8 protein-coding genes are annotated in these 14,152 nt (G+C 70.2%); all 8 read right to left on the reverse strand.

Annotation, left to right across the window (positions count from 1 at the left end; genetic code table 11):
• Nucleotides 1-3: 3 nt before the first annotated feature.
• On the reverse strand, nt 4-1,626 hold the full coding sequence (locus OG230_RS11820; RefSeq protein ID WP_328910133.1) for a glycosyltransferase family 2 protein: 1,623 nt from the start codon (nt 1,624-1,626) through the stop codon (nt 4-6).
• On the reverse strand, nt 1,623-3,203 hold the full coding sequence (locus OG230_RS11825) for a glycosyltransferase family 4 protein (protein ID WP_328910134.1): 1,581 nt from the start codon (nt 3,201-3,203) through the stop codon (nt 1,623-1,625). Before OG230_RS11825 ends, OG230_RS11820 begins: the two co-directional genes overlap by 4 nt.
• Nucleotides 3,193-4,215 carry a Gfo/Idh/MocA family protein gene (locus OG230_RS11830; protein WP_328910135.1) on the reverse strand — a complete coding sequence of 341 codons (1,023 nt, stop codon included), beginning with the start codon at nt 4,213-4,215 and terminating at the stop codon, nt 3,193-3,195. The genes OG230_RS11825 and OG230_RS11830 overlap by 11 nt, the downstream gene beginning before the upstream one ends.
• On the reverse strand, nt 4,212-5,330 hold the full coding sequence (locus OG230_RS11835) for a DegT/DnrJ/EryC1/StrS family aminotransferase (RefSeq protein ID WP_328910136.1): 1,119 nt from the start codon (nt 5,328-5,330) through the stop codon (nt 4,212-4,214). The genes OG230_RS11830 and OG230_RS11835 overlap by 4 nt, the downstream gene beginning before the upstream one ends.
• Nucleotides 5,331-5,665: 335 nt before the next feature.
• On the reverse strand, nt 5,666-9,766 hold the full coding sequence (locus OG230_RS11840; RefSeq protein ID WP_328910137.1) for an Rne/Rng family ribonuclease: 4,101 nt from the start codon (nt 9,764-9,766) through the stop codon (nt 5,666-5,668).
• A 230-nt stretch (nt 9,767-9,996) separates the two neighbouring features.
• The gene (locus OG230_RS11845) at nt 9,997-10,779 is read right to left on the reverse strand and encodes a TIGR03936 family radical SAM-associated protein (RefSeq protein ID WP_328910138.1); all 783 of its coding nucleotides are present in this window, start codon (nt 10,777-10,779) and stop codon (nt 9,997-9,999) included.
• A gap of 123 nt (nt 10,780-10,902) precedes the next feature.
• A complete protein-coding gene (locus tag OG230_RS11850) occupies nt 10,903-12,123 on the reverse strand; it encodes a hypothetical protein (RefSeq protein ID WP_328910139.1) in 1,221 nt (406 codons plus the stop codon).
• Nucleotides 12,124-12,206: 83 nt separating this feature from the next.
• Nucleotides 12,207-14,132 (reverse strand): TIGR03960 family B12-binding radical SAM protein, encoded by a 1,926-nt coding sequence (locus OG230_RS11855; RefSeq protein ID WP_328910140.1) that lies wholly within the window; start codon nt 14,130-14,132, stop codon nt 12,207-12,209.
• Nucleotides 14,133-14,152: the final 20 nt, after the last annotated feature.

Here is a 14,152-nt window from a genome sequence, read left to right on the forward strand (position 1 = left end):
GGGTTACTTCCTCTTCAGCCTGGACAGCATGCGGCGCAGCCGCGGACCCTTGCCGGATTCGCTCTCCCACAACGGAGCCGTGGTGATCACGAGCCGGCCCTTGGTGTTCGGGCTTGCCGCGACGCGGTACGGGTTCGCCCTCCCCCACCGGCGTGCCAGCGGCATCGGCAGCCCGTCGGTCCGTACGGGAATCTCATACGTCGAGCCTGCCACGTCGACGTAGACGCGGACGCCTCGCTTCGACTTGACGGACTGGATCGGGATGAGGCCCCGCAGCGCGGTCGCCTGCCCGTCCTCCGTGACGCAGCGAGTGAACCGACCCTCGATCGCGGGAAGTCTGTGCCCCGGAGGCAGTCGGCGCGCCCCGGGTTTGTCCGCGCTCTTGGGCATGGCACCCGTCACGAGACGCACGGCGGCGGAGCCGTTGTCACCTGTGACACCGATCCGCACCGTCACGTCCAGACGCAGGTCCTCGCCGGTCTGGTCCCACTGTGCGACGACCAGTTCCGTACCCTTCGACAACCGCCCGGGTACTGCCTCGCCGACCAGCTCGTAGCAACGATCGGAGAGACCCAGCGCCTCGTCACGGAAGCCCGGGTAGCGGGCGAAGGCCCGCCCACCCTCCAGATGGAACGGCGGCGCACCGTGCTCCGCCTCCTCTGTGATCGCCTGGATCAGTTCGTCGACAGCACCCGCCTGCGCCAGACAGATCCGTACCCGGCGCTTGACGTCCAGGGCGTCCCGCAGGGCGTCGCTGAGGTATTCGTCGGCGAGCGCCGCGATACCTGCACACACTTCGCGGCGGACGGCCGGCTCCAAGGCCGGAAAATCGCCCTGGACGAGCTTGGCGATCTCCCAGGTGAAATGCCGCTTGAACAGGGCGTCCCGCTGCGGACCGGCCTCGATGAGAGAGGCGACGTGCTTCATGATCGAGGTCGTGCAGCGGAGCCGGGCCAGGTGATTGGCCCGGTAGGTGATGTTGCTGGCGTCACCGCGCTTCACCGCGTAGTAGAAGGTGTAGTCGGAGAGGACGGAGATCTTCCTGGCTCTGACACACGCCTCGATGGTGAAGGGCTGGTCGCTGCCGACCGGCAGATCCTCCGGAAAGCGCAGATGGTGCTTTTCAACCAGTTCACGCCGGAACAGCTTGGTATTCGCCAGCGCGAAGGGCAGATTCGAGTCGTACAGGCTGATGTCGGGATCGTTCTTCGCGTACAGCTTCTGCTGGACGTAACGGCCGTTGGTACCGACCATTTTGCCGATCACCACGTCCGAGCCGTGCTCGTCCGCGTAGGACACCATCCGTTCCAGGGCTTCTGCGCCCAGGTAGTCGTCAGAGCCTATGAAATACACGAACCGGCCCGTGGCCACGTCCAGAGCCCGGTTGCTGGGGGCTGCGGGCCCTCCCGAGTTGGCCTGGTGAATGACCTTGACCGTGCCCGGATACTTCTCGGCGAACCGGTCGAGTTCAGCGCTGCTCTCGTCCGTCGAACCGTCGTCGACCGCGACCACCTCAAGGCGATCGAGGCCGATACTCTGCCCGACCAGGGAGTTCAGGCACTCCGTCAGGTAGGGCATCGTGTTGTAGACAGCGACGACGACAGTGACGTCAGGTACGACGGTCATGCCACCACCTGCGGAACCGACTTGGCGGACTTGCTGCGCGAGCCACCGAGCAGGCGGGCGTACACCCCGTCGAGCACCTCGGCCTGCGCCTCCCAGGTCCACTCTTCGAGCAGACCGGCGGAGTCGTAGACGTTGCGGTACTTCGCCGGGTCTGCCAGCACGGACTTGACGGCTCTGACGTAATCCGAAATGTCCTCGGCCGTGAAGACCTCGCCCTGCCCGGTGCGGGCAACCATTTCACCCATCGTCTTGACGTCACTGACGACGAGCGGCAGTCGGGCGTGCGAGTACTCGAAGAACTTCGTGATCAGGGCGATCTCGTGGTTCGGCCAGTGGTGGATCGGGATGACTCCCACATCCGCCGAGGCCAGGAACGGAACGACCTGGTAATGCGGAACGTACGGCAGGATGTGCAGCCGGTCCGCCACTCCCAGCTCTGCTGCCCGCGCCGTCAGCCTGTTCATGTACTCCGACGCGGGCTTCAGCACCACGAACGCGACATGCATGTCAGGCAGCTGGGGCAGCGACTCGACCATGATGTCGAGGCCACGCTGCGTGGCCGCAGCACCGCTGTACACGGCAAGCGGTGCGTCGGGGCCGATGCCGCACAGTTCGCGCAGGTCCGGTACGGGCTCGGATGCCTGCTCGGGCGAGATCTCCGCGTCGGGCGCATTCAGCACCACCTCGGGCTTGGCCTTGAGACCGTGCTGCTCGGCCAGCATGTCGGCGAGCGTTTCGGAGACCGTCGTAACGGAATCGGCGTACCGGGAGAACTCCCGCTCGTAGGCACACTGCGCGATATGCCAGCGCGGATGGGAGTTCCACGGCTTGATGCCCGGCAGGAACTCGTGGGCGTCCCAGACCAGCTTGACGGGACGGCCCTTGGCCTCCGAGCGCAGTTTGGCGCGGGCGCCCACGCCGAGCATGCGGAAGTCGTTGGCGTGGATCAGGTCGGGCTTGAGGGAGTCGATGACCTTGCCGTAGGCCAGCTCCATGTCCCACAGCGCCGGGTCGAGCCGACGCCAGGACCGGTCACCCATCGTGCGCAGCCAGAACGCCGTGGTGAAGCGGTCGAGCGGGGACTTCATGTCCTTGCGGCGCTGCTCAAGGGCATCCGTCTGCTTCACACGCAGCTTCACCCACTTGTTCAAGGACTTGGAGACGACCCGCGGAGGCAGCAGCTTCAGCTTGCTGAGCGCCGAGCCCTCGCGACCTGCCTGGATGAGTTGAATGTTCAGCTCGGTCCGCCACGCCTTCATCCGCTGCTTGCGGTAGGCGGCGAGCGGTCCCGGCCTGTACGCGAGCGGCGAGCGCAGCACGGCCCGCCGGTACTCGTGCCGCCTGCGGTGCAGGGGGGTCGGAACGTGCAGCAGCCGCACTTCGGCGTCACCGAGCTGCCAGCGCTGGTCCTTCTTCGTCGGCGACTTCCCCAGCAGGACCACGTCCCAGCCGGCCGCAGCCATGGAACGTGCTTCCTTCTGGACGCGGGAATCGCCGTTCACGCCGTTGTCGACGAGCATGACAATCTTGCCTCGGGAGCTGCGCTGCAGCTCCGCCACCAAACTCTCAACCGCCATGGTTAGCGGGCTCTCCTGTCTCAAAGACCAGCGTCCGGCCACTCCTGGCCGACTCCAGCACCGAAGCTGCCACCTCGACCGTACGGAGCCCCTGCCGCAGGGTGCAGATGTCGGCCGGCTCTCCCCGCACAGCGTCCCTGAAGAGCTCGTGCTCGACGAGCAGCGGCTCGCGCTTCGGGATGGCGTAACGGATCATGTCGCCCTCGGAGACACCGCGGAACGCGCGGAGCGCCTCCCACTCGGTGGTCACCGAGGCGTTGGAGTGGAACGTCAGGTCGGCGGTGAGGGTGTCGGCGATGTAGCAGCCGCGCTCGCCGGTGACCGAGGTGAACCGCTCCTTGAGCGGGCTCAGCCAGTTGACCAGGTGGTTCACCATCGTGCCGTCCGAGAGCTGGCCGACGGCGGAGACCATGTCCTCATGCGGGCGGCCGGACTTCGACACGGTGTGGGCGGCGATCGACGTGTACGTCTGACCGGTCACCCAGCCCGTCAGGTCGATGTCGTGCGTGGCCAGGTCCTTGACGACGCCGACATCGGCGATGCGGTGCGGGAACGGGCCCTGGCGGCGGGTGACGACCTGGTACACGTCGCCGAGCTCGCCCGCCGCCAGCCGGCTGCGCAGCGAGAGCAGCGCCGGGTTGCAGCGCTCGATGTGACCGACACCGGCCACCAGGTCACGCGACTCGAAGGCTTCCACGAGGCGGCGGGCGCCCTCGACGGTGTCCGCGAGCGGCTTCTCGATCAGGGCGCAGACACCGGCGTCGGCCAGCTGCAGGCCGACTTCCTCGTGCAGGCCGGTAGGGCACGCCACGACGGCGTAGTCGATGCCGAGGGCGATGAGCTCCTCGACCGTGGACAGGACGGGAGCGCCCTGCGCCCAGCCGTTCTTGTCCCCCATCGGGTCGACGACGCCGACCAGCTTCACGCCGTCGAGTCCGGCGAGTACGCGGGCGTGATGACGCCCCATGGATCCCAGGCCGATCAGTCCGGCCTTGAGTACGGCGGTGGTCACAGGTTCGCTCCCATGGCATTCACTGCGTTCGCGATCCGCTCCAGTTCACCCTCGCTGAGCGACGGGTGCACGGGGAGCGAGACGACCTCGGCGGCGGCGCGCTCGGTCTCCGGCAGGTCCCAGGTGCGGCCGGCCTTCTGGTCCGGCTCCCAGTAGGGCTTGAGCCGGTGGATCGGCGTCGGGTAGTAGACGGCGTTGCCGACGCCCGCCTCGGTGAGCGCGGCCATCGCGGCGTCGCGGTCACCCCGGACCCGGATCGTGTACTGGTGGTAGACGTGGCGCGCGCCCTCGGCGACCGGCGGGGTGATCACGGCCGGGGTGGTGATGTGCGCGTCGAGGTACGCGGCGTTGGCGCGGCGCTGCTCGGTCCAGCCGCCGACCTTCGTCAGCTGTACGCGGCCGACCGCGGCGGCCACGTCCGTCATGCGCATGTTGGCGCCGACGATCTCGTTGGCGTACCGCTGCTCCATGCCCTGGTTGCGCAGGAGGCGCAGGGTGCGGGCGAGCTCGGCGTCGGCCGTGGTGACCATGCCGCCCTCGAGGGAGTGCATGTTCTTGGTCGGGTAGAAGCTGAACGTTCCGCCGGCTCCGAAGGCACCCACCGGGGTTCCGTTCAGCGCGGCGGCGTGCGCCTGGCAGGCGTCCTCGACGACGGCGAGTTTGTGCTTCTCGGCGATGGGCATGAGCTTGTCCATGGCCGCCGGGTGACCGTAGAGGTGCACCGGCATGATCGCGGCGGTGCGCGGCGTGATCGCCGCCTCGACGGCTGCCGGGTCCAGGCCGAAGCTGCCGGGCTCGATGTCGGCGAAGACGACGTCGGCGCCCACGAGGCGGACGGCGTTGGCGGACGCGGCGAAGGAGAACGAAGGCACGATCACTTCGTCGCCAGGGCCGATGCCCAGAGCGAGCAGCAGGAGGTGCAGCGCGGAGGTCCCCGAGTTGACGGCGACGCAGTGACGGCCGTCGACCAGCTCCGAGAAGCCCTCCTCGAACGCCGCCACTTCCGGCCCCTGTACGACGCGTCCGCTGCGCAGAACGCGTACGGCTGCCTCGATCTCTTCTTCACCGATGACCGGGCGGGCAGCAGGAATCGGCTGCTCGTTGATGCTCGTCATGGACGTCCTCCTTGAACACCGCAAGAGCTCTTTACTGGCAGAGATCTGGGGTGCGGGACGTCTCACGAGGCCGCGCTTAACCCCACCGGCGGAATGCCGACGCCCTGCCGAGGAATCCGGAACCGGTATGTCCTCCACCGGCGCCCGGTCACTGTCCGTGGTTTCCGGAAACAAAACCCTGACAGGACAACGACCGCCGTCACATTATCAGGGATTTCTCGGGCCATTTCGGGCCTGTTAACCCGCGGGTGCATCAGTTCTGAAACAAAGCACGTGTCCCGCCCCGAGAGCCTCGGGGCGGGACACGTGTCGTTGCACAACCGGATACGGAATGCTCAGCCGGCCGACGGCGCGGAGTCCGACGACGATGCAGAAGCCGTCACGGAGGGCGACGACTGCTCGGCAGCCACCGTCTTCTTCGAGGCGGCCTTCTTGGTGGTCGTCTTCTTCGCGGCGGCCTTCTTCGCGACCGTCTTCTTGGCGGCTGCCTTCTTGGCCGGTGCCTTCTTGGCGGCGGCCTTGCGGGCCGTCTTCTTGGCCGGCGCCTCCGCCTCCGTCTCCGCGCTGCCGGAAGCAGCGTCGGAAGCGGATTCGGTCACGGGCGCGGCCGTCACCACGACGACCTCCGCCTCGTCGGCACCCGTGGGCGAGCCCGCGGGAGCGGTGGCCTTACGGGTGGCCCGGCGCCGCGCACGCGGCGCCGCGACCGGAGCGGGCTCCTCGGCCTCCGGAGCCTCCACCACGGGGGCCTCGGCGACCGGGGTCTCGACGACCACGATCTCCTCGACGACCGGCTCCACCGTCTCGGCCGGCTTCGGCGAACCCGCCGGAGCGGTCGCCTTACGGGTCGCCCGGCGACGCGTACGGCCCTGGGCGGGCGCCTCGGCCTCGACGGCCGGAGCGGCCACCGGGGTCTCGACGACCGGCTCGGGCTCCACGACCGGCTCGACGACCGGAGCGGCCTCGGCCACCGGCTCGACGACGGGCGCAGGCTCGGCCGCGGCCCTCGGGGCGCCGGCCGGAGCCGACACCTTGCGGGTCGCACGCCGACGTCCACGGCCGCGCGTGGCAGCCGCCTCGGCCTCGGCCGGGCTGCTGTAGAGCTCCTCGTCCGGAACGAACTCCGGCTCGGGCAGCGCCACCGGGGCCGCGATCTCCGCCGCGACCTCGGCCTCGCTCTCGATCTCGTGCTCGTCCGCCTGCTCGTGGTCGTGCTCGTGGACCTGGTCCTGGCCCGCACCACCGCGGCCACGCTTCTTCGCGCGCTTGCCGCCTCCGCCGCCGACCGAGGTCGGCTGCTCCATGTGGACGATGACGCCGCGCCCGTTGCAGTGGACACAGGTCTCGGAGAAGGACTCCAGCAGACCCTGGCCGACCCGCTTGCGGGTCATCTGGACCAGGCCGAGCGAGGTGACCTCGGCGACCTGGTGCTTCGTACGGTCCCGGCCCAGGCACTCCAGCAGACGCCGCAGCACGAGGTCCCGGTTGGACTCCAGCACCATGTCGATGAAGTCGACGACGACGATGCCACCGAGGTCGCGCAGCCGCAGCTGACGCACGATCTCCTCGGCCGCCTCCAGGTTGTTCTTGGTGACGGTCTCCTCGAGGTTTCCGCCCTGACCGGTGAACTTGCCGGTGTTGACGTCGACGACGACCATCGCCTCGGTCTTGTCGATGACCAGCGAACCGCCGCTCGGCAGATAGACCTTGCGGTCCAGCGCCTTCATCAGCTGCTCGTCGATGCGGTACGTCGCGAAGACGTCGACCTCGGAGGTCCAGCGGGACAGCCGGTCCGTCAGGTCGGGCGCCACGTGCGAGACATAGCCGTGGATGGTGTCCCACGCGTCGTCACCACTGACGATGACCTTCGAGAAGTCCTCGTTGAAGATGTCGCGGACGACCCGGACGGTCATGTCCGGCTCGCCGTAGAGCAGCGTCGGCGCGTTGGTGCTGCCGCTGCTCTTGGACTTCTTCTGGATGTCCTCCCACTGCTCCTGCAGCCGCTCGACATCGCGGCGCAGCTCGTCCTCGCTCGCACCCTCGGCCGCGGTGCGCACGATGACGCCGGCGTCCTCGGGGACGATCTTCTTGAGGATGGTCTTCAGCCGGGACCGCTCGGTGTCGGGCAGCTTGCGGCTGATACCGGTCATCGAGCCCTCGGGCACGTAGACCAGGTAGCGGCCGGGCAGCGAGACCTGGCTGGTCAGGCGGGCACCCTTGTGACCGATCGGGTCCTTCGTCACCTGGACGAGGACGGACTGGCCGGACTTGAGCGCGCTCTCGATGCGGCGCGGCCCGTGGGCCATGCCGAGCGCCTCGAAGTTGACCTCACCGGCGTACAGGACGGCGTTGCGGCCCTTGCCGATGTCGACGAACGCGGCCTCCATGGACGGCAGAACGTTCTGCACCTTGCCCAGGTAGACGTTGCCGACGTAGCTGGTGGCCTGCTCCTTGTTGACGTAGTGCTCGACGAGCACGTTGTCCTCGAGGACACCGATCTGGGTGCGCTCGCCGCTCTGACGGACGACCATCACCCGCTCGACGGCCTCGCGGCGCGCCAGGAACTCCGCCTCGGTGATGATCGGGACGCGACGGCGGCCCTGCTCACGGCCTTCGCGGCGGCGCTGCTTCTTCGCCTCCATACGGGTCGAGCCCTTGATGGACTGGACCTCGTCGAAGCCGGTGCCGGGCTCGCGCTCGACTTCCTTCTTGCGCGGCTCGCGCACCTTGACGACCGTACGCTCCGGGTCGTCCGTGCCCGTGTCGGCCTCGCCCGCGGCCTCACCGCTGCGACGGCGACGGCGACGGCGGCGACGGCTGCTGCTGGAGCCGGAGGCCGACTCGTTGTCGTCCTCGTCCTCCTCGTCGTGCTCCTGGACGCGCTCGGCCTCGTCCTCGGTACGGTCCGAGGGGGCCTCGTCGCCGTGCTCGGCGTCGTCCAGCTCGTTGTTCTCGCCGCGACGACGGCGACGGCCACCACGACGACGACGGCGCGAAGGCCGGTCCCCGTACTCGTCCGTCTCCTCGCCCTCGCCCTCGTGCTCGGCGTCCGTCTCGGCCTCGGCCTCGTGCTCGTCCTCCACGGCCTCCTCCACCGGAGCCGCCACGGGGGCGGCGACCGGCTCGGCCTCGGCGGCCTCGCCACGGCGACGGCGACGGCGGCGCGAACCGCCCTGCGGCGCGGCCTCGGCGGGCTCGACGGCTTCGGCCACGGGCTCGGCCACGGGGGCCTGCTCGACCTCTTCGGCCTCGTCCTCCTGAACGGGACCGGCCGCGGCAGCCGCGGCAGCCGCGGTCTCGGGAGTCTGGAACATCGGCTCGGCGAAGACCGGGGCCTGGAACACGGCCACGGCCGGGCGCGTCGCGCGACGGCTCTTGCGGGCCGGCTCCTCGACCTTGCCGGTGAACTCCGGCCGGCCTGCCGCCGCGGTGGCCCGACGGCGCTGACGACCGCGCGGGGCGGCCTCCGCGACCTCTTCGGGCTCGGCGGCGAGCTCCTCGGCCACGGCGGCCGGAAGGCTCTCACCGGTCTCGACGACGTCCTCCGCGACCGCGGGGGTCTCGGCCGTCTCGACCGGCTGGGGGGCGCCCGCCGGAGCGGTCGCCTTACGGACCGCACGACGGCGGGTGCGCGCCGGGGGCGCGGCTTCGGCCTGGGGCGCTTCGACGGCCTCGGCCGTCTCCGCGACCTCGACAACCGGCTCGACGACGACTTCGGGCTCGACGGCCGCCTCGGCCTGCGGCGCTCCGGCCGGGGCCGACGCACGGCGCCGGGTACGGCCACGGGGGGCCGCCTCGACGACGGGGGCGGCTTCCGGCTCCTCGACAGCGGCGACGGGAGCGGGCGCGGCGGGCTCGGCGATCTCCTCGGTGGGCTGCGGGGCGCCCGCCGGAGCGGTGGCCTTGCGGACCGCACGACGACGGCCACGCGGAGCAGCGGGGGCCTCGGCCTCGGCGGGCTCGGCGGCCGGCTCGGCGACGGGCTCCGCCACCGGCTCGTCCGCGGCCTGCGGCGCACCGGCCGGCGCGGTCGCCTTACGGACCGCACGACGGCGGGCACGCGGCGGCGTAGCCGGGGCCTCGGCCTCGGCGGGCTCGGCGGCAGCCTCGACGGCCACAGGGGTCTCTACGGCCTCGGGGGCCTCAGCGGTCTCGGCGGACGGCGCAGGGGCACCCGCCGGAGCGGTCGCCTTGCGGACCGCACGACGGCGCGTACGCGCCGGAGGCGCGGCATCGTCGGTACCGGTCGGCGCGGCCTCTTCGGCCGGTATGGCCGGCGCGACGTCCTCGGCGGCAGCCGCTCCCGGCGTACCGCCCGACGGCGGGCCCGCGGGGCGGGAGGCCGCGCGGCGCCTGCGGCGCGGCGGCAGCTTGTCCCCGGGGCTGTTGTTGTCTTCGGTGTTCCCGTTGGTTCCGGGTTCGGTCGGCTCAAGCATGCGGGCGGTTCTCCCGTCACGCTCCCGGGCGCCGCGCCTGATTCCGGTCCGGCACGGTTCGCGTGATGTGCGCGATACCGCCGTCCGGGGCGCGGGCGCCGCACGGGAGCTGATGTCTGGCTCGCCGGTTCCGTCCGCGGTATGCGTACGGCCTGGCGAAAGTCTTCTGGTCAGTTCGCGGCCCGACCCAGGTGGCTCCCGAGTCGAAGGGCTGCGCTACAACGACCGCCTTACGCGGAACCTGCACCTTCCGGCGCCGTCGCGACGGCGGCCGGGGCGACCACTGAAGAAGCGGTCGGGGCTGCCTCGCGGTCGGGCGCGAGCGGGTCGGTCACCGTGCCGGACTCCTCGTCGAAGAGCCCCTGCGCCAGCCTGGTCACCGCTGCGGGGACCGGCGGCGCGAGGTCGGCCACAACGCGGAGACCGGACAGGACGTCGTCGGGTCGCACGGCAGGTGTCACGTGCCGAACAACCAGCCGCAGTATCGCACAGGGCTTGTCCCCCGGCCTATCAGCCAGTGGATCAAGAGCCTGCAGGTCGGCGACGGCGGCGCGGGCGTCGAAGGTGCGCATCCCGTTCTTCGCGCGGCGCTGGACCTCGACGGTCTCGGCGCCCATGAAGGCGGTCACGGCCTTCGCCGTGTCCTCGACGGTGACTCCGTCGAGGCGCATCTCCCATACGGAGGCGGTCAGCCGGTCGGCGAGACCGGACGTACGGGCCTCCACCGCGTCGGTGATGTCCAGGCCGTCGGGCAGCGACTCGTTGAGCAGTTCGCGCAGGGTGTCCGGGTCACGCGCCTCGGTGAGGGCGATCTCCAGGAACTCGGCCTCGCTGCCCGTGCCGGTGGGTGCGGCATTGGCGTACGAGACCTTCGGGTGGGGGGTGAAGCCCGCCGAGTAGGCCATGGGCACCTCGGAGCGGCGCAGCGCCCGCTCGAAGGCACGCTGGAAGTCTCGGTGGCTGGTGAACCGGAGGCGGCCCCGCTTCGTGTAGCGCAGTCGGATGCGCTGCACTGCCGGTGCGGGCGGCGGGCCTTCGGGCTGTCGCTTGCCCAGTGGTTCTTCTCCTCGGTGCGGGGCGGACGCGGTGGCGTACCGCCCACGAAGTACGGGGTGCCCCGGGGTGTCCGCTCCGGCTCACCCCCGCTTGACGTTTCCGTCTGCTAGCGGGGAGATCTCGGGTGCGGGCGCCGCGCTGGGGTCAGTCGTTGCATGGTGCTCACTACCCAGCCTACGCGCAGCGGACCCATTGAGTTCCCGGGGCTCGGCCACCCGCTGATCTCCGACCAGCGCCCTCCAGGCGTCACGGCGGGCCTGGCGCACGCTTTCGCGCGCCGTGCGCAGCGCGCTTCGCGCCGCGCGTCCCGCCTCGACGGCCGCACGACGGGCGGGAGCCCAGACCTGGTCCCTCACGAAATGCCCGACCGGCGTACACACCGAGCGATAGGCCCAGGTCACCGGCGCGCCGATCAGATGCCAGGCCAGCCAGGCCAGGACGCGGCCGACGGCGCGCGAGACGAAGCCGGCGATCCGCCAGGCCACGGCGAGCGCGGCGACGATCTCGCGGCCGACCGGGGTGAGGATCCGCCGGTACACCCAGGCGACGGGGGCGACGAGCAACGTCATGACCAGCCACACGACAGCGGTCCAGAGACCGATGCCCACGGCGGCGACGCCCCGCGCCAGCAGCTCGGCCAGCCACACGATGCCGTGGCCGAGCGGGGTCAGCAGCTCCCGGTACACCCACGCCAGCGGACGCACGACCAGATGTGTCACCAGCCAGACGGCGGCCAGGGCCAGGGGGGTCAGGACGTACCGCCACACGCCGACGACCGGCCAGACGAACAGCGCCATCAGCAACAGGCCGAGCGCGGTGGCGACGGCGCGTCCGGCCGGCGCGAGCAGCGTGCGGTACACCCATGCGAGCCCGTGCCCGAGCGGGGTGAGGACGGCCGCGTACAGCCATGCCAGCGGGACGACGACGCCGTATCGGAAGACCGGCACGACGACGTAGCGCCAGAGCCCGACCCAGGGCCAGACGAAGACGGCTGCCGCGAGCCAGAGCAGCGCATGGCCGACAGGGGTGAGCACCGCGCCGTACAGCCACACCGCCGGGATCACGACGAGCACGTCGAAGAGCCGGGCCAGCGCCCTGCCGAGCGGGCGCAGCAGGATGCGGTCGGCGGCGCGGCCACCGGCGACGAGGACGTCCCAGACCATGCGTACGGGAAGGACGAGCACCAGCACCACGATCCGCACCGGGATCCTGATGAGGGTGGTCAGACAGCCCTCGCCCGGTTCGTACCGCGCGGGCGCCTGGTGCTTTCCGTACGGGTGGGGCTGCGCTTCCTGGTCCATGCCGGGGATGACGCGAAGGCCCGGTCCAGGGTTTCCCGGACCGGGCCTTCGTCACCGAGTTGTCACTCGGACGGTGCGTTCGGCTACTTCACGACCGTGAGCGGCAGCAGCTTCTTGCCGGTGGGGCCGATCTGAATACTCGTGTCCATCTGAGGACACACACCACAGTCGAAGCACGGCGTCCAGCGGCAGTCCTCGACCTCGGTCTCGTCGAGCGAGTCCTGCCAGTCCTCCCAGAGCCAGTCCTTGTCGAGGCCGGAGTCCAGGTGGTCCCAGGGCAGGACCTCCTCGTACGTCCGCTCCCGGGTGGTGTACCAGTCGACGTCGACGCCGAAGTCGGGCAGCGCCTTCTCGGCGCTCTTCATCCACAGGTCGTAGCTGAAGTGCTCGCGCCAACCGTCGAAACGGCCGCCGGCCTCGTAGACCGCGCGGATGACGGAGCCGACCCGGCGGTCGCCGCGGGAGAGGAGGCCCTCGACGATGCCCGGCTTGCCGTCGTGGTAGCGGAAACCGATCGAGCGGCCGTACTTCTTGTCGTCGCGGATCTTGTCCCGGAGCTTCTTCAGCCGGGCGTCGGTCTCCTCGGCGCTGAGCTGCGGGGCCCACTGGAACGGGGTGTGCGGCTTGGGTACGAAGCCGCCGATGGAGACGGTGCAGCGGATGTCGTTCTGGCCGGACACCTCGCGGCCCTTGGCGATCACCTTGACCGCCATGTCGCCGATCTGGAGGACGTCCTCGTCGGTCTCGGTGGGCAGGCCGCACATGAAGTACAGCTTCACCTGACGCCAGCCGTTGCCGTACGCGGTGGAGACCGTACGGATCAGGTCCTCCTCCGAGACCATCTTGTTGATGACCTTGCGCATGCGCTCGGATCCGCCCTCGGGGGCGAACGTGAGACCGGAGCGGCGGCCGTTGCGGGTCAGCTCGTTGGCCAGGTCGACGTTGAAGGCGTCGACGCGGGTCGAGGGCAGCGAGAGGCCGATCTTGTCCTCGGTGTACCGGTCGGCGAGGCCCTTGGCGATCTCACCGATCTCGGTGTGGTCCGCGGAGGAGAGCGAGAGCAGGCCGACCTCTTCGAAGCCGGTCGCCTTGAGGCCCTTCTCGACCATCTCGCCGATGCCGGTGATGCTTCGCTCCCGCACGGGGCGCGTGATCATGCCGGCCTGGCAGAAACGGCAGCCGCGGGTGCAGCCGCGGAAGATCTCGACGGACATCCGCTCGTGGACGGTCTCCGCGAGGGGGACGAGGGGCTGCTTCGGGTACGGCCATTCGTCGAGGTCCATGACGGTGTGCTTGGACACCCGCCACGGCACGCCGGACTTGTTGGGCACGACGCGGCCGATGCGGCCGTCGGGGAGGTACTCGACGTCGTAGAAGCGGGGTACGTAGACACCGCCGGTCTTCGAGAGGCGGAACAGCACCTCGTCACGGCCGCCGGGACGGCCCTCCGCCTTCCAGGCGCGGACGATCTCGGTGATCTCCAGGACCGCCTGCTCGCCGTCGCCGATGACCGCGCAGTCGATGAAGTCCGCGATCGGCTCGGGGTTGAAGGCCGCGTGGCCGCCCGCGAGGACGATCGGGTCGTCGACCGTACGGTCCTTGGACTCCAGCGGGATGCCCGCGAGGTCCAGGGCGGTGAGCATGTTGGTGTAGCCGAGCTCGGTGGAGAAGCTCAGCCCGAAGACGTCGAAGGCGCCGACGGGGCGGTGGCTGTCCACGGTGAACTGCGGCACCTTGTGCTCGCGCATCAGCTCTTCGAGGTCCGGCCAGACGCTGTACGTGCGCTCGGCGAGGACGCCTTCGCGCTCGTTGAGCACCTCGTACAGGATCATGACGCCCTGGTTGGGGAGCCCGACCTCGTAGGCGTCCGGGTACATCAGGGCCCAGCGGACGTCGCATTCGTCCCACGGCTTGACGGTGGAGTTGAGCTCACCGCCGACGTACTGGATGGGCTTCTGCACATGCGGGAGCAGAGCTTCGAGCTGTGGGAAGACCGACTCGGCAGACATCTGGGGACCTTCGTGAGCTG

It is taken from the genome of Streptomyces sp. NBC_00234 (assembly GCF_036195325.1).
In the GTDB taxonomy this organism is placed as follows: Bacteria; Actinomycetota; Actinomycetes; order Streptomycetales; family Streptomycetaceae; genus Streptomyces.